The sequence below is a fragment of the Atopococcus tabaci DSM 17538 genome (genome assembly GCF_000429585.1).
Taxonomy (GTDB): Bacteria; Bacillota; Bacilli; order Lactobacillales; family Carnobacteriaceae_A; genus Atopococcus; species Atopococcus tabaci.
Window position 1 is genome coordinate 1 of the sequence record NZ_AUCD01000054.1, and the last position, 16,447, is coordinate 16,447.

Sequence of the window (16,447 nt, forward strand, 5' to 3'; positions counted from 1 at the left end):
GTCAACGTTCCGTGGAGGACTATGTGCTCTACACCGCGTTTCTTGTGATATGTGACTGTCTGATTGTCTAACTGAATGTTTTCCTCTTTCATTCCAAGTAATTCTTTTGTAAAATGAAGTTGGGTCATGTGAATCCTCCTATCGTTTTGTAAGGTAACTTAATTATAGGGGTTCACTGACCTTTTTGCATTTTAAATACAAAAAAGGTATCAGCGAATCATTTTGATTCACCAACACCAAATATTATAGAACCTTTCCTTTGTGGCTTTTTGGTTTTCCGACATTAGTGCACTCCGATGATGTAGTACTTTAAGATGAATGCCAATACCGCACCGAGGGCAGCCATGAGTCCGGCGACCGTCATATCCCGGGATCTTTTCAGTGAAGCATCTTGCTGCGCTTTTGTTCCTGTGTCCGGAGTTCTGGGCCGGCGCATGATAACCAAAAGCGTGACCACCACGAGGGCAATCAAAAAGAGGAAATTAAAGTCGAAATAGGTGATCAAAAAACCTAAAATAAGGCCGATTATTCCAATAGTCAATGTGGAATGATTCTTTAGCATAAGCAGGGAACTCCTTTAGTGAATGATGCGTACGTTATTATTGTAGTGGAACAAAGAAGAAATGAAAACCCCGTTGTGACGAATAAGAAAGCCGCCCTTCACCGAAAACAATGTCTGGTAACGGGCGGAAAGAAGGTTTAGATGCTCGGCAGCCTGCGCTTGGTGTACTGTTTCATTGTTTCAGGGATGCGGTCGATGATGTGAGTCGGCAGGGTGACGTACTGTGTGGCTTCCAAGTCTTCTGCAATGCGGCTGTGGAGATACACAGCTGACAGCAATGCTTTTTTAGGGGCTTGGAATTGTCCTAGAAACGCTGCAATCATCCCGGCTAAAGTATCGCCCATTCCGCCGGTGGCTTGAGCCGGTGTTCCGGTGGTGTTTTGCCAAACTTCCTCATCAAAATAAATTTCGGTCCGGTGCTTTTTCAACACAATGATCGCGCCTAATTCGTTTCGTGCCTGTTTGTTTTTTTCTTGGTTTTCTTCTTTAGGGCTCAAACCACTCAGCCGTTCCCACTCTCCCGGGTGAGGGGTGAAGACGACATGCGCATCCGGCACAGTGGCTTGGTGTTTGACAAAAAGGGAGATGCCGTCACCGTCAATGACCAGATGCTGATGCGGCTGGATGGTCTCCAGCACCGTCTTCATCACGTGCCATTCTTTTTCTGTTTTTCCAAGACCGGGACCGATCACAACCACATCAACGGTCTGCATTACCGACTGCAAAGTATCGGTGTCATACATATCCAATGTCATCGCTTCAGGCAGCCGCGCAAGCAGAGCGGTCTTATTGGACGGATCGGTGGCGACGGTGACCAATCCGGCTCCGCTGTACACGGCGGCCGAAGAAGCGAGGATGGCGGCGCCACCCATTTGGTGGTTTCCCCCTATGAACAGCACCCGTCCGTAATCGCCTTTGTGGCTGTCGGCCCTTCTTTCTGGTATTGAATGGAGGACAAACAAATCTTTTATCTGCTTCACGTCATTCACTCCTTAAACTTGATAAGTCCATCAATGCATTCATTATAAAGAGAAAAAGACGGCATTGTCATTTTTAAGGGTTCTTGCAATTTGTTTTTCGATGAAATAGAAGAATTCAGTTTGGTCTCGTATAGTAAAAATGATATGATGGACTTGTTGGAGTTTAATGAGAAAGGGAGTTGTGTTATGACGAATCAACCAATCGATTGGAAACAGGAAGCGCAGAAGCGCAAAGAGGAATTTTTGGAAGACTTGTTTGCCATCTTGCGCATTGACAGTGTACGCGACGACGAACAAGCGACTGAAGATGCACCGGTAGGACCGGGACCGAAAGAAGCATTGGAAGCATTCTTGAAAATCGGAGAACGGGACGGATTTAAAACAGAAAACTTTTCAAATCTTGCCGGCCATATGGAATATGGAGAAGGCGACGAGATCATGGGCGTGTTGGCACACGTAGACGTGGTTCCGGTCGGTACCGGCTGGGAAACAGACCCGTTTGAGCCTGTCATCAAAGACGGCCGCATCTATGCCCGCGGGGCCAGCGACGACAAAGGACCGGGAATGGCTGCTTACTATGCGCTTAAAATCATCAAAGACTTGGGCTTGCCGGTTTCCAAGAAAGTCCGCTTTATCCTTGGAACAGATGAGGAAAGCGAATGGAAAGGCATGGCACACTACTTAAGTGTGGAAAAAGAACCGGACTTCGGATTCTCACCGGATGCTAACTTCCCGATCATCAATGGAGAAAAAGGGAACGTTTCAGTATACTTGGAAACAGAAGGAAACAGCGAAGGTGGAAAAAACAAGCTGATTAGTTTCCAAGCAGGCTTGCGGGAGAACATGGTGCCGCAAGATGCTGTGGCGGTCTTTGAGAGCGAAGAAGCAGACGTATTCGAACAAGCCTTCAATGACTATGAAGAAAGTTTGCCGGTCACCGGAACTGTAGCGGTCGATGGAAACCGAGTCACAATCACCGTAGTTGGAAAATCCGCTCACGGAGCCAGCCCGGCGTCAGGTGAGAATGCCGGTACGTACTTGGCGAACTTCTTGTCCGGTTATGCTTTCGGAGGAGATGCAGCCAACTTCATCGAAACAGCTGCGACATTGTTGCATGACGATCCTAAAGGAGAGAAATTGGGCGTCGCTTCCACCGATGAAGTGATGGGCGAATTGACAATGAACGTTGGAGTATTCTCTTATGCAGAAGGCGAAGGCGGAAAAATTTCATTGAACTTCCGCTTCCCACAGTCCACAACAGCGGAAGCAATCACTGAAACAGTCAAAGAAAAAGTGTCGACTTACAACATGACAGTCAGCCGCAACAAAGGAAAAGAACCGCACTACGTTCCAGGAAACGACCCATTGGTACAAACGTTGTTGGACGTTTATGCGCGTCAAACAGGGTTAGAAGCCCACGAGCAGGTCATCGGCGGTGGTACGTACGGCCGTTTGATGAAACGCGGAGTGGCGTACGGCGCAATGTTCCCGGACAGCATCGACACGATGCACCAGGCAAATGAATTTATGGCCGTAGACAACTTAATGGATGCAATGGCCATCTACGCAGAAGCCATTTATGAACTGATCAAATAATGCTAGACTAAAAAAACTCTCTTCCTGTCAAAAGGAAGAGATTTTTTGTTTAGGCAAAATTGGAATCAATCTTCTTCTGCCAGCTTTTTGATTGTCTATTTGGAATCCGCTGCAAATTCAATGGAAGCATCGTAGTAGTCCCGGCCATTTTCCAAAAGAGAGAAGTCACCGATTTCCATTTTCAACAAGGTTCCGCTGTTCTGCGGTTCCAAGCGGTAGCGGTAAGCCACGTCGCCTTCTTTAGGTTGGTTTTTCCAATTGGAACCATACAACGCGATGACCAATTCGGTGTTTTCTTCCGCTTTAATGACGGTGGTGATGGTTTGATCGCCGTTTGGGGGCTCCCGCACGACTTTGCTGCCGGCGGTCATGTTGTCGCTCGGGTAGTCTTCCGGGAGTTCATCCCACTGGGCCACGTATGTTGGATTCACCAGCACTTTCCAGACAAGGGAAGGGGGAGTTTCAATCAAAGTTTCGTCTTTCACCGTTAATTCATTTGCCATATAAAGTTCCTCCAGATTCTGATTATTAGTTCATTTTCTCATGATACCATCTTTCACGGAAAAGTGAGTCGTCCCGCGCACAAATCAAAAAGAAGAGGGCGGGGGAAGCCCGACCTCTTCTTTGGTGTCCCTTATTCATTCACTTGGCTGTGATCGACTTCAAACGCTTGGCCTGCTTCCATCAAAATATGACCGGATTCATACGGATTGCCTTCCACTGTCAACACAACTTCTTCCACACCGTAATACTCGCCGATGGTGTTGACAATCGCTTGAAGAATCAGCATTTCGGTCCCAGAGCCGGCGTTCATCTCTTCCACCAATTCACGGGAGAAGTCTACATATACGCGGCCGTCCTCATTCAAGTACAAGTAGTTTATCGTGACGTTCGGTCCGATCAACCCGTCTCCGGTATAGTCGGGGATGTCTTTCAATGCGGCTGCCAACACTTCACGCGTCACGTCATTGGTTTGAAAAGACAATTCCATCTGTGACGTATCGAGTCCCAAAGCTTGATCATCCGGGTAATACACTTGAATAGTCTGTGTTTCCGGTTCTTCAATGGCTCGTTCCAACTCAGAGGTTACAATAGAACCATCCGCATTTTCGAATTCACTTTTAATCAAGCCGATTTCATGGACGAAATATTGGCGTGTGGTAGTGTCGTCCCTGGTTGTCGTTACTTCCACCGCTTCAAACGATCCAAACAGGATATCCACCGGTGCTCTTAAATCAGTGATTTCAGAAACAGAACCAGAAGGGCTCTCCCAAGAGTGTCCGACTTCCAGAGGCCCTTGGAGAATGATTTCTTCCGGTTGCTCGCTTTCCAATTGATCCAAGCGTTCAATGAAATTTTCTCGGAAGTAAGTTTCGTTGCGGACGAACACTTCCCGGAGTTCATTTTCCGTGTATTCGTAGACTCTCACAGTCTGCGTACCGCCATTGTTCATGGCAAATTGGATATGGGTGTCTGTGACGTATTGAGGATACATCCAATAAGAGGCAAACTCATTGCCTTCGCCGACAAACTCGTAACGGTGATCAGGGTAGTGGGGTTTGTAGTATTCCACAAGATCTTCAGGTTCGTTTTTAGAAGTGTCTGTGGTATCCGAAGTGTCTGCCCCCGTATCAGTCGTGTCGACGGATTCACTACTTGTTTCCGCTGTGTCCGCAGGCGGCACGTCTTCTTGTGCGCCGAGCATGCCGCATCCGAAAAGCAACATGGATGAAGCAAGCAGCGGCAACAAATGGGTTAAACGTTTCATACTTCATTCTCCTCATTTTACAATTTGGAAAAGAGAGGACAGGGCAGTTCGATGACTACTTCGACTCAGTCACAACCAACAAAAATCTGCCTTCCGCCAACTGTTGCGGGTGTTCCTCCGTGATTGCGGGAGATTGAGGAAGTTCCGGACGGATGACCTCATCAAGATCACGTGGAAAAGCGGCTTGTGTGTCTTTGTTTGCAACTAAATAAAAACCGTCTTTTGGATAGCCGTTCATGACGAGGGTGTCATAGGCAATGATGGTTTTGTTCAACGAACTGTAAGTGCCGAGGACGTAAGCGTCCCTTGTCCTCATCCTTTCAAATAATTATAGAAAATCATTGGTCAAGGCTGTGAGATAAATTTCCCGGCTGGTTTCCAATGTCTGTACGCCGTCTTCGCCGATGCGGTCTGTTTCATGCCGCTCGAGTTGGGAAACCAATTGGTCGATATCGGATTCGTCAACACCAACTTCTCTCAGTGACACCGGCATGTCCAAGCTGTGGAAAAAGTCGGTGGTGCGGGAGATAGCGGCATTGATTTTTTCTTCGTCAGTTCCTTCGGTGATTCCCCAGACGCGTTCGGCATATTGGATGAGTTTGTCGTGTTTTTCTTTTCTCCGGACATGCATCAAAGCCGGAAGAACCGCAGTCAAGGAACGGGCATGGTCTGTGCTGTTCAATACCGTGATTTGATGGCCCAATGAATGGGTAGCCCAATCCCCAGGTACGCCTTTGGACAACAGACGGTTCAAAGCAATGGTGGCGGTCCACATGAAATTGGCCCGTAAGTTGTAATCGTGGTTGTCTTCATCCACCACGTCCGGTCCGATTTCTATCAAAATCTGCAGCAAACTTTCTGCAAAACGGTCTTGCACCATTCCGCCGACCGGGTACGTCAAATATTGCTCGATGATATGGATGAAAGCGTCCGAGACCCCGTTTGCCAGTTGGCGTTTCGGCAAGGTGTAAGTCAACTCAGGTTCCAGTATGGAGAACTGTGGGAACACAGCTGGATGGCTGAAACTGACTTTTGCGCTTTTTTCTTTAAAGCTGATGACAGATGTTTCATTCATCTCGGAACTGGTGGCCGGCAGAGTCAACACGGTACCGAACGGCAACGCTTTTTCTATGGCCAGCCCTTTGCCGAGACCTTTCCCGAAAATATCAATCGGGTTGCCGTCAAACTCTGCGGCAGCGGCGATGAATTTTGTGCCATCGATAACTGAACCGCCTCCGACCGCCAAGAGGTAATCGTATCCTTCCGCTTTGATTTTTTCGACGGCTTCTATACATGTTTCATAGGTAGGGTTGGCTTCAATTCCGCCAAACTCTCCATATTCAAAATCTTTCAATGCTTCTTTGACGCGGTCCAGTGTGCCGAAACGTTTGACGCTGCCTCCACCGTAAGTAATCAACACCTTTTTTCCGTCCGGGATAAGCGAAGCCAGTTCCGGGATACGGTTTTTCCCGAATACGATTTTCACCGGGTTATAGAAAACGAAATTCGCAATTTCTTGTTGCATACTGTCAGCACTCCTTTATGTGGTTTCTTCCTATTTCAAGTATAGCACAGAGATACGCGCTTTAAATAAGAATCCGAACCGGGATATTACTGACTATGAGGACGCACGATATCCGGACCTGTCGAATGTTTTGATCGGGTTTTTGTGAGAAATGGTAATGTTTGTATGAAAAAAAGAAATTTAAAGGACGTTTTTTAAGTTAATTCCGAACGTTTAAGGCTGTATGTGATGTTTTTAATCGGTTTTTCGATAAAGTCTCTATCTCTCTTCTGCAGAAGATGCTATAATTCATGTAAGAGGTCCTTGTCACCTCGGGAGGAGGAATGGAATGGAAGGCAATTTGAAACAGACGCCTTTATATAAGCACTATAAAGACGATAAAATTAAATTAATGAACTTTGGGGGATGGGCACTGCCGGTGCAGTTTACAAGCATTCTTGACGAACACCACGCCGTCCGTAACGAAGCGGGCCTTTTTGACACATCTCATATGGGAGAGATTTTTGTCAAAGGAGAACAGGCAGTGGAATGGTTGAATGGGTTGATGACAAACAACACCACAAAAGTTAAGGTCAATCAAGCGCAATATAACGCTGTCTGCAACGAAAACGGCGGAACGCTGGATGATTTGATTATCTTTAAGTTGGCAGAGGATGAGTTTTTAATCACGCCCAACGCCTCCAACACTGAAAAAATATACCAATGGCTTATTGAACACCAAGAGAACGGCATCACAGTAGAGAACCGCTCTGACGAGTACGGCTTGTTGGCTCTGCAAGGGCCGCTTTCAGAAGAAATAATATCCAAAGTGACCGACGCAGATTTGACGGCATTAAAATCCTATCACTTCATTCCCAACACAACTGTTGCGGGGCAGGAAGGGGTGTTGCTGGCACGGACCGGGTACACCGGAGAAGACGGCTTTGAACTGTACACCAAATGGGATCACATTCCCCATCTGTGGGAAGCTTTGTTGGAAGCCGGAGAAGGAAAAGTAACGCGCTGCGGACTGGGAGCACGGGACACGTTGCGCTTGGAAGCCGGGTTGGCGCTTTACGGACACGAGCTTTCAGAAGAAATCACGCCTTTGGAAGGCGGGATCGGATTTGCCGTAAAAACAAAGAAAGCACAGCCTTTCATTGGTCAAGACGCCTTGAGAAAACAGCGGGAAGAAGGCTTGAAACGAGTCAGCCGCGGATTTGAACTGGTCGGAAAAGGCATTGCACGTGAAGGGGCCTCAGTCGTGAATGAATCTGGGGAAACGATTGGAACGGTCACTTCCGGCACGAAATCTCCGACACTTGGAAAAAGTATCGGCTTGGTGTTGATCGACACAGATTTCAAAGAAATCGACACACCGATTTGGATACAGGTTCGAAACAGAACGATTGAAGCAAAATTGGTTCAAAAACCATTTTATAAAAAATAACGAATTGAGTGGAAGGAGAATGCACAATGGCGGCAAATAAAGAAGCCTTTTTGTACACTAAAGAACACGAATGGATCGAGGTCAAAGGAGAAACAGTGGTCCGTATCGGCATCACTGACTACGCAGTAGATCAGCTTGGAGACATTGTCTTCGTCGATTTGCCTGAAACAGACAGCGAATTTATCGCAGAAGAAGAGTTTGCGACAGTTGAATCCGTAAAATCCACTTCTGAAATTTATGCACCCGTTTCAGGAAGCATCCAGTCCGTGAACTCAAGATTGGAAGACGAACCAGAAGTGTTGAACGAATCTCCATTTGAAGACGGTTGGTTGGTAGAAATTGAAAGTCCGGAACCATTCAGCCAAGAAGGTTTGTTGAGCTACGAAGAATATCAAAATTATCTATCCGAATTGGAAGACTAACCCAAGGAGATTGACGAATGACAGAACAATTTAGTTATTTGCCGGATACAGAAAAAGACAGACAAGAGATGATGGAAGCCATCGGCATCTCTTCCGTCGAAGAATTGTTTTCAGAGATCCCTGAAGCCGTCCGTCTGCGCGAAGCCATTCGTGTGCCGGATGTCATGTCGGAAACAGAGTTGATGAAGCAGTTGAAGCAGCTTGCGGAAAAGAACCACACAGCAGAAGATTATCCGATTTTCTTAGGCGCCGGTGTGTACGATCACTATATTCCAAGTGTGGTGGATGCGGTGACTTCACGCTCTGAATTTTTGACTGCTTATACACCGTACCAACCTGAAGCGAGCCAAGGGGAATTGCAGGCGTTGTTTGAGTTTCAGTCGATGATTTGCGAATTGACAGGCATGGATGTCAGCAATTCTTCCTTGTATGACGGATTTACGTCTCTGGGAGAAGCGTGCAACTTGGCGACGTCAACAACGAAAAAAACCACTGTCCTCGTGTCTTCCGCCATTCATCCGCAAGCCAGAGAAGTGCTGCAGACGTATGCATACGGAATGGAATACACCATTGAAGATGTAGCGTTGAAAGGCGAAATCACGGATGTGGATCAATTGATGGGACAAATCGGAGAAGACACGGCAGCCGTTGTGGTTCAATACCCGAACTTCTTCGGCGGCATTGAAGATTTGAAAACGATCAAAGAAGCGATGAGCGAGTCCAAAGCGATGTTGATTGTGATGGCCAATCCATTGGCGTTAGGCTTGTTGGAAGCACCAGGAAAACTTGGGGCTGATATCGTCGTCGGGGACATGCAGCCGTTGGGACTGCCGATGTCTTATGGAGGCCCACACTGCGGGTACTTCACCGTCAAGAAAAAACATATACGTAAAGTGCCGAGCCGGATTGTGGGACAAGCCACTGACGCAGAAGGAAAGCGCGGGTTTGTCATGACTCTTCAGACACGCGAACAGCACATCCGTCGCGAAAAAGCGACTTCCAACATGAGTTCCAACCAAGCGTTGAACGCTCTGGCGTCTGCTGTTTGCATGTCTGCCCTCGGAAAACAGGGTATCCAAGAGATGGCTCAGCAAAACGTAAACAAGTCACATTACTTAGCCAAACGGTTGTCGGAAAAAGGATTGAAGGTTGTCAACAAAACGCCTTTCTTCCACGAATTTGTAGTGAAACTCGACAAACCGGTCGATGACGTCAACGAAGCGTTGCTCCAAGAAGGCTTTATCGGCGGATACGATGTATCCAAATGGATCGGGCAGGACAACTGCATGCTGCTTTGCGCAACAGAAAAGCGGACCAAGGCGGAAATGGATGCATTCGTCGAACGATTGGAGGCGGTCTCTAAATGAAAAACTATAACTCATTGATTTTCGAAATCAGTCAGCCGGGAAGAACAGCGTACAGCCTTCCGAAAAATGATGTTGACACAGTGGAATTGAACGAGGAGCTGCCGTCCCATTTGTTGCGCAGCGAAGAGCCGGAACTTCCAGAAATTTCCGAGCTGCAGTTGATGCGCCATTACACCGCTCTGTCCAATAAAAACTTCGGCGTGGAGACCGGTTTTTACCCACTCGGTTCCTGCACGATGAAATACAATCCGAAACGAAACGAAGTCGCAGCCAAAATGTCCGGGTTTTCCGCTATCCATCCTTTGCAGCCGACAAACACCACACAAGGCGCGCTGCAATTGATGTATGAACTGCAGGAAGATTTGAAAGAAGTTACCGGTATGGACGCCATGACGTTGCAGCCGGCAGCGGGTGCTCAAGGTGAGTGGACAGGTCTGTTGATTCTCAAAGCTTACCATGCGAAAAACGGGGAAGGCGAGCAGCGCAAAAAGATTTTGATTCCCGATTCCGCGCACGGCACCAACCCGGCGAGTGCAGTAGTTGCTGGATTTGACGTGGTGGAAATCAAATCAAACGAGCGCGGCACTGTCGACATTGAAGCATTGAAAGCAGCTGTCGGAGACGACACGGCGGGATTGATGCTCACGAATCCGAATACACTCGGGTTATTTGAAAAAGACATCGCTGAAATGGCGGAAATCATCCACGATGCAGGCGGGTTGTTGTATTATGACGGCGCCAATGCGAACGCCATTTTAGGCAAATCAACGCCCGGCATGATGGGCTTTGACGTGGTGCACTTGAACTTGCATAAAACTTTCAGCACACCGCATGGCGGAGGGGGGCCAGGTTCCGGTCCAGTCGGCGTCAAGTTGCATTTGGAACCATTTTTGCCTGTTCCGCGTGTGGAAAAAGAAGGCGACCGATATGTGGTCTCTTCAGATTACCCAGATGCCATCGGACGCGTCAAAGGTTACTGGGGCAACTTTGGGGTCAATGTACGGGCGTATTCGTACATCCGTACGATGGGACCGGAAGGATTGAAGCAGGTTTCCGAGAGTGCTGTTCTTCATGCCAACTACTTGAAGAGCCGCTTGGAGCCTTACTTCAAGACGCCTTATCCGCAATACTGCATGCACGAATTTGTTCTTTCGGGCTCCAATTTGAAAAAACACGATGTACGGACACTGGACATCGCGAAGCGTCTGCTTGATTTCGGTATCTATGCGCCGACGGTTTACTTCCCATTAATCGTGGAAGAAGCGTTAATGATCGAGCCGACCGAGACAGAACCAAAAGAAATGCTGGACGAATTTGCGGATGCGATGATTCAAATCGTGAAAGAAGCAGAAGAATCACCGGAACTTCTCCGTGAAGCACCGCACGATAAGAGTGTGCGCCGGATGGATGAAGTCACCGCCTCGCGCAAACCGGTTGTTGTGTATCAAAAATAATGATTACATTAAGGAGCTGCAGCATCCAAAGCTGTGGTTCCTTTTTTGTATCAGAGCAAATACCGAAAGCAACGACTGATTACTTCACTTGAGAACGGCTCACAGGGCAACTATTTCAAAGAACGAGGAAATAATTCGTTTGAGATAGATATTTAAGACAAAAAGTATGACATCTTTTTCAAAAAACGAAAAGAGTTGTACAATGAATATAAGAACACGCATATACAGTGTCAGGAAAGGAAGGATGAACACAAGTGGATTTGAAATTGAAAGAGAAAACAGCACTTGTTGTCGCGTCCAGTCAAGGATTGGGCAAAGCTATAGCTGCGGAACTGGCAAAAGAAGGCGCTAATGTCATGTTGACCAGCCGCAGCGAAGAGAAGCTGAAGGCGACAAAAGAAGAAATTGAAGGAACAGCTCAAGGGAAAGTGGCATATGTTGCCGCAGACATCACCAATCCCGATGAGATTCGTCGTTTGGTTCAAGAAACTCGAGACACATTGGGTTCGATCTCTGTTTTAGTGAACAACACTGGGGGACCGCCTGCCGGCACCTTTGAAACATTTAGTGATGAAGATTGGCAAAGTGCATTTGAGCTGACGTTGTTGAGTTATGTCCGTCTCATCCGGGAAGTGTTGCCGGATCTGAAAAAACAGGGCGGACGAATCCTGAACAATGCATCGGCATCGGTCAAGCAGCCGTTAGATAACCTGATATTGTCCAACGTCTTCCGGATGGGAATCGCCGGACTCAGCAAATCACTCTCGCAGGAATTGGCTGCCGACAACATTCTCGTAAACACAATCGGCGCCGGCCGCATCTCTACGGACCGTATTGTGTCCTTGGACCAAACAAGGGCTGAAAAACAAGGGATAAGCGAAGAAGAAGAACGTCGCGCATCCGAATCATCCATTCCAATGCAGCGGTACGGCGAGCCCGAAGAATTTGCCAAAGTGGCTGCGTTCCTTGTTTCTGGAGCGAATACGTATATGACCGGACAGACACTTCTAGTAGACGGCGGCCTTGTCAAAGCACTATAACTCCAAATGGGTACACTGCATCTCCAAAACAAGCACATGGAGGGAAGAGGTATGGCAGATAAAACGATTGAAGTGGTAGAAACGGTTCTGCGTGATGCCCACCAAAGTTTGATGGCTACACGGATGTCAACAGAAGACATGCTGCCAATTGTGGACAAGTTGGACCAGGCCGGATACTTTGCGCTGGAAATGTGGGGCGGGGCGACGTTCGATGCGGCAATCCGTTTTTTAAACGAAGACCCTTGGGAACGACTGCGCGAAATCCGGAAACGAACCAAAAACACCAAACTCCAAATGCTCTTGAGGGGACAAAACTTGATTGGTTACCGTCATTACGCGGATGACATCGTGGATAAGTTTGTCCAGAAAGCAGTGGAGAATGGGATAGATGTGTTCCGCATATTTGATGCATTAAACGATTCACGCAACTTGCAGGCCTCGCTGAATGCCGTGAAAAAATACGGTGCGCACGCCCAACTGACCATCTGTTATACAACCAGTGAAGTACATACAGTGAAGTACTTCACTGAGTTGGCGCAAGAGTTGGAAGCCATGGGCGCGGACTCTATCTGTATCAAAGACATGGCGGGTATTTTAACCCCATATATGGCTGAAAAACTCGTTGGCTCCATACGGAAGGTGGTTTCTGTGCCGATTGATGTGCACACCCACGCCACAAGCGGCACCGCACAGATGACACTGCTGAAGGCGGTGGAAGCAGGCGCGGACATCATTGATACTGCCATCAGTCCGTTTTCCGGAGGGACCAGTCAGCCGCCGACAGAAACGATGGCATTGGCCCTCGCGGAAAGTGCTACTCCTACACGGTTGAACGTCGACCTGTTGGAAGAAATTGCCAATTATTTCAAACCGATTCGAGAGAAGTATTTGAAAGAAGGAACGATGACTCCGACCGTCCTGACCGCTGATCCGAGGGCGTTGATTTATCAAGTGCCCGGCGGAATGCTGTCCAATCTACTCTCGCAGTTGAAGCAGGCCAACGCCTTGGACCGTTATGACGAAGTGTTGGAAGAAGTGCCGCGCGTCCGGGCCGACTTAGGGTATCCGCCGTTAGTTACTCCAATGAGTCAAATGGTCGGTACGCAGGCTGTTTTCAATGTGCTGTCCGGCGAGCGTTACAAGATGGTGCCGAACGAAGTGAAGGATTACTTACACGGAGAATACGGAAAGTCACCGGTCCCGGTTGATGAGACTTTCCGGCAGTCCATCATTGGAGACGACGAAGTCATGACTGACCGTCCGGCGGATCATTTAGCAGATGAGTTCGAGAGCTTGAAGAGAGAGTTGGGCGAATTGGCCCAATCAGATGAGGATGTATTGACCTACGCCCTCTTCCCGCAAGTCGGCAAAACTTTTTTGGAAAAGAAATATGGGCCGGAAGAGAAAAAGGCACCCGCCATGGAATCCGCTGAATCGGCTCCGACACCACCAACAGCGCCGTCTGCTCCCCGTCCAGACCCATCTGAAAAATCCCCTATGCGCCATTATGAAATCAATGTTGGCGGAGAAGTGTACCAGGTGACGCTGAAAGAAGTCGCTGAAGGCGGAACCGCTCCGTCTTCACCGCCAAGAAGTGCCTCACCGACACCACAAACGGCTACAGTCAATGAACCACAACCACCTGATCCGCAGTCATCTTCTTCTGGGCAGTCCGAGGAAGCGTCCGGTGAACCGGTGACAGCACCGATGCCCGGCACCATCCTTTCTGTGCGGGTGGCTGACGGACAAGCAGTCAAAGCGGGAGAGGTCCTGTGTATATTAGAAGCAATGAAGATGGAAAATGAAATTGTGGCTCCTGCACCCGGAACAGTGTCCGGAATCGCTGTCAGCCCCAATCAGGCAGTTGGAGCAGGGGATACACTGATGTACATTTGATTAGAAAAAAATGAATAAATGCTGTTAAGGTCATGGTGATACGGTGCTATAGGCTTGAATTACTGAGGGTATTAAGGTAAACTGATTTCGTTGTAATTTAAAGCAGAATAAACACTCAGATAGAGGCGCGGGTTTCAATAGTAATTTTCAGGAGGATGGCACCGATGAATGAAAATGAAAGGGGAACCCGCCGAAGCAGGGAATAAGCCGATTGTTCCGTGCTGGGTCCGGGGAGAATATCCTCGGGACTGTCACAATTTTTGTGAAGAGCTGTCGAGCGAATTCGTGTATTCATACACCCTGAGCCGATACGACTCTGGGTGTTTTTTGTGCAGAAAAGGAGAGTAACGATTATGCAGAAGAAGTGGATATGGCTGCTGGGTTTGTTAGTTTTGTTCACGCCGGAGCTGGCATTCGCCGCAGAAACTGAAGCAAGTTTAGCGGCGCAATTGGGATGGATGACTTTAATCCCACCCGCTTTAGCAATTGTGTTGGCGTTTATCACAAAAAACGTTGTCGTGTCACTATTTATCGGTGTTTATGCCGGAACCATCATTGTGTCGATGGCTGGAGGAGAAAATATCCTCTTGGCGCTCGTCTCCGGTTTTACCGGCTTTGTCCAACTGGCATTAAATTCCTTGGCCGACCCATGGAATGCAGGAATCATTTTACAAGTACTTACCATTGGTGGTCTTATTGGGTTGATCACTAAAATGGGCGGAGCCCGGGCAGTGGCGGAGTCCTTGACGAAATACGCCAAAGGACCCGTCAGCACACAAGTTATCACATGGGTCATGGGATTGTTGGTCTTTTTCGACGACTATGCCAATTCGTTGATTGTCGGACCAATCATGCGCCCGGTTTCTGACAAGATGAGAATTTCTAGAGAACGTCTTGCATTCGTAGTTGATGCTACCGCCGCACCTGTGGCAGGTATCGCGTTGGTGTCCACTTGGGTGGGTTACGAAATTGGATTGATTAATGATGCTTATGCGTCAATTGGACAGGACGTCAATGCGTACGGTGTATTCTTGGATACTATCCCATACCGCTTCTACAACATCTTGATGTTGTTCTTCGTGTTGGTGACTTCAGTGTCGTTAAGAGAATTCGGTACAATGTATCATGCTCAAATTCGTTCCCGTGACGAAGGAAAGGTCATCGCTGACGATTCTCAGCCGATGGTGGACAACGATGCAGATGAAGAACCGCATGCTGAAGGAACGATTTGGAACGCATTGGTCCCGATCGGTGCACTGATTGTCTTTTCATTGAGCGGATTTTACACAAACGGAAGAGATGCATTGTTGGGCAGTGGAGATGCCCGGCTCGTCGGATTAGTTGAAAATGCGCCGTTTTCTTTTGAAACCATCCGGGAGGCCTTTGGAGCATCTGATGCCAGTATCGTTTTATTCCAAGCTGCTCTTGTCGCCAGCTTGATTGCTTTGGTGATGGGGGTTGCCCAAAAAATCTTTACAGTCGCCGACGGAATTGATTACTGGATCAATGGGATGAAATCCTTGTTGATCACCGGTGCTATCTTGCTGTTGGCTTGGTCATTAAGCGGAGTGATGACACAACTGGGCACAGCTGATTATATGGTTTCGCTTTTGAGTGGATCGATGCCGCCATTGTTGCTACCAACTGTTATTTTCTTGTTTGGGGCAGTGATCTCATTCGCAACCGGCACGTCATACGGTACCATGGGCATTTTAATGCCGTTAGCCATTCCATTGGCAGCAGCATTGGAGCCAGGTAACGCTGAATTTGTTGTTATGTCTGCCGGAGCCGTGTTGACAGGGGCTATCTTTGGAGACCACAGTTCACCGATTTCGGATACAACGATACTTTCATCGATGGGGGCTGGATCTAACCACATAGATCACGTCCGTACACAGCTTCCGTACGCTATTGCAGTGGCCAGTGTATCTATTGTATTTGGGTATATCCCATCTGCATTAGGATTGAATGTATGGATTTCCCTCTTAGTTGGGTTACTTGCTATAGTCGCCTTGGTATGGATACTTGGAAAGAAAGTAGATCCTACTGAGAAGATAAAGCAACTATAATGAACGAACCGTCAAAATGAGGCTGGGACAAAAGCCACTAAATAAAAACGACGAGAAATTAGATTAACTAATTTTCTCGTCGTTTTTGCTATATATAATTAGGCATACAAAAAGCACCCTGATATAATATTAGTAACGACACTAAACATTAAAGGGGTGCTTTTTATGTACGTACAATATAACATGAATCAAACTTCACTTCCATTAGAATTATCTACTTGTATTGATCCCAACCATATTGTTTTTTCTATCTATAACTTTGTCGATTCATTAGACGATCATTACTTTAAAATTTTTGAGACTCAGGACGGTCGTCCTGCCTATCACCCAAAACCACTC

At 47.6% G+C, this 16,447-nt stretch carries 14 protein-coding genes and 1 riboswitch; of the genes, 8 read left to right on the forward strand and 6 right to left on the reverse strand.

The window, feature by feature from the left end; all coding sequences use genetic code 11:
- Positions 1-283 precede the first annotated feature (283 nt).
- Together G470_RS0108380 and G470_RS0108390 are read right to left on the reverse strand one after the other, a co-directional pair.
- On the reverse strand, positions 284-562 hold the full coding sequence (locus G470_RS0108380) for a hypothetical protein (RefSeq protein WP_028274441.1): 279 nt from the start codon (positions 560-562) through the stop codon (positions 284-286).
- 137 nt (positions 563-699) lie between these two features.
- Complete coding sequence (locus tag G470_RS0108390) at positions 700-1,542, reverse strand: NAD(P)H-hydrate dehydratase (protein WP_028274442.1); 843 nt, start codon at positions 1,540-1,542, stop codon at positions 700-702.
- Between the two features lie 186 nt (positions 1,543-1,728).
- Here G470_RS0108390 and pepV point away from each other — a divergent pair, with 186 nt between their 5' ends.
- Positions 1,729-3,138 carry a dipeptidase PepV gene (pepV, locus tag G470_RS0108395; protein ID WP_028274443.1) on the forward strand — a complete coding sequence of 470 codons (1,410 nt, stop codon included), beginning with the start codon at positions 1,729-1,731 and terminating at the stop codon, positions 3,136-3,138.
- Between the two features lie 95 nt (positions 3,139-3,233).
- On the opposite strand, the gene G470_RS0108400 is transcribed toward pepV, so the two are convergent.
- The 4 genes from G470_RS0108400 to G470_RS0108415 all read right to left on the reverse strand — a co-directional run bounded on the left by G470_RS0108400 (position 3,234) and on the right by G470_RS0108415 (position 6,431).
- The gene (locus G470_RS0108400) at positions 3,234-3,641 is read right to left on the reverse strand and encodes an SRPBCC domain-containing protein (protein ID WP_028274444.1); all 408 of its coding nucleotides are present in this window, start codon (positions 3,639-3,641) and stop codon (positions 3,234-3,236) included.
- A gap of 131 nt (positions 3,642-3,772) precedes the next feature.
- Positions 3,773-4,906, reverse strand: a complete 1,134-nt coding sequence (locus G470_RS13150) for a GerMN domain-containing protein (protein WP_051258513.1) — start codon at positions 4,904-4,906, stop codon at positions 3,773-3,775.
- 55 nt (positions 4,907-4,961) lie between these two features.
- A complete protein-coding gene (locus G470_RS0108410) occupies positions 4,962-5,222 on the reverse strand; it encodes a hypothetical protein (protein ID WP_156908024.1) in 261 nt (86 codons plus the stop codon).
- 12 nt (positions 5,223-5,234) lie between these two features.
- Complete coding sequence (locus G470_RS0108415; RefSeq protein ID WP_028274446.1) at positions 5,235-6,431, reverse strand: iron-containing alcohol dehydrogenase; 1,197 nt, start codon at positions 6,429-6,431, stop codon at positions 5,235-5,237.
- 328 nt (positions 6,432-6,759) lie between these two features.
- On the opposite strand from G470_RS0108415, the gene gcvT reads away from it, so the two are divergent.
- The 7 genes from gcvT (at position 6,760) to G470_RS0108450 (ending at position 16,108) form a co-directional block, all read left to right on the forward strand.
- Positions 6,760-7,860, forward strand: coding sequence for a glycine cleavage system aminomethyltransferase GcvT (gene gcvT / locus G470_RS0108420; RefSeq protein WP_028274447.1), 1,101 nt, complete (start codon positions 6,760-6,762; stop codon positions 7,858-7,860).
- Between the two features lie 26 nt (positions 7,861-7,886).
- On the forward strand, positions 7,887-8,282 hold the full coding sequence (gene gcvH, locus G470_RS0108425; protein WP_028274448.1) for a glycine cleavage system protein GcvH: 396 nt from the start codon (positions 7,887-7,889) through the stop codon (positions 8,280-8,282).
- Positions 8,283-8,299: 17 nt separating this feature from the next.
- Entirely contained in the window at positions 8,300-9,649 is a 1,350-nt protein-coding gene (gene gcvPA / locus G470_RS0108430; protein WP_028274449.1) for an aminomethyl-transferring glycine dehydrogenase subunit GcvPA, read from the forward strand.
- Entirely contained in the window at positions 9,646-11,103 is a 1,458-nt protein-coding gene (gcvPB, locus tag G470_RS0108435) for an aminomethyl-transferring glycine dehydrogenase subunit GcvPB (protein ID WP_028274450.1), read from the forward strand. Before gcvPA ends, gcvPB begins: the two co-directional genes overlap by 4 nt.
- Positions 11,104-11,357: 254 nt before the next feature.
- Positions 11,358-12,143, forward strand: a complete 786-nt coding sequence (locus tag G470_RS0108440; RefSeq protein WP_028274451.1) for an SDR family oxidoreductase — start codon at positions 11,358-11,360, stop codon at positions 12,141-12,143.
- 51 nt (positions 12,144-12,194) lie between these two features.
- Positions 12,195-14,039 (forward strand): sodium-extruding oxaloacetate decarboxylase subunit alpha, encoded by a 1,845-nt coding sequence (gene oadA / locus G470_RS13155; RefSeq protein ID WP_084172149.1) that lies wholly within the window; start codon positions 12,195-12,197, stop codon positions 14,037-14,039.
- A 112-nt stretch (positions 14,040-14,151) separates the two neighbouring features.
- Positions 14,152-14,320: riboswitch (Lysine riboswitch) on the forward strand.
- Positions 14,321-14,392: 72 nt separating this feature from the next.
- Positions 14,393-16,108: a Na+/H+ antiporter NhaC family protein gene (locus tag G470_RS0108450; protein WP_028274452.1), complete on the forward strand. Its 1,716-nt coding sequence runs from the start codon at positions 14,393-14,395 to the stop codon at positions 16,106-16,108.
- Positions 16,109-16,447: the final 339 nt, after the last annotated feature.

Excerpts from the sequence above, each read along its gene's own strand:
- G470_RS0108380 (WP_028274441.1), bottom strand. The coding sequence starts at position 562 with ATGCTAAAGAATCATTCCACATTGACTATTGGAATAATCGGCCTTATT.
- pepV (WP_028274443.1), top strand. The coding sequence starts at position 1,729 with ATGACGAATCAACCAATCGATTGGAAACAGGAAGCGCAGAAGCGCAAA.
- G470_RS0108400 (WP_028274444.1), bottom strand. The coding sequence starts at position 3,641 with ATGGCAAATGAATTAACGGTGAAAGACGAAACTTTGATTGAAACTCCC.
- G470_RS13150 (WP_051258513.1), bottom strand. The coding sequence starts at position 4,906 with ATGAAACGTTTAACCCATTTGTTGCCGCTGCTTGCTTCATCCATGTTG.
- G470_RS0108410 (WP_156908024.1), bottom strand. The coding sequence starts at position 5,222 with ATGAGGACAAGGGACGCTTACGTCCTCGGCACTTACAGTTCGTTGAAC.
- G470_RS0108415 (WP_028274446.1), bottom strand. The coding sequence starts at position 6,431 with ATGCAACAAGAAATTGCGAATTTCGTTTTCTATAACCCGGTGAAAATC.
- gcvT (WP_028274447.1), top strand. The coding sequence starts at position 6,760 with ATGGAAGGCAATTTGAAACAGACGCCTTTATATAAGCACTATAAAGAC.
- gcvH (WP_028274448.1), top strand. The coding sequence starts at position 7,887 with ATGGCGGCAAATAAAGAAGCCTTTTTGTACACTAAAGAACACGAATGG.
- gcvPA (WP_028274449.1), top strand. The coding sequence starts at position 8,300 with ATGACAGAACAATTTAGTTATTTGCCGGATACAGAAAAAGACAGACAA.
- gcvPB (WP_028274450.1), top strand. The coding sequence starts at position 9,646 with ATGAAAAACTATAACTCATTGATTTTCGAAATCAGTCAGCCGGGAAGA.
- oadA (WP_084172149.1), top strand. The coding sequence starts at position 12,195 with ATGGCAGATAAAACGATTGAAGTGGTAGAAACGGTTCTGCGTGATGCC.
- G470_RS0108450 (WP_028274452.1), top strand. The coding sequence starts at position 14,393 with ATGCAGAAGAAGTGGATATGGCTGCTGGGTTTGTTAGTTTTGTTCACG.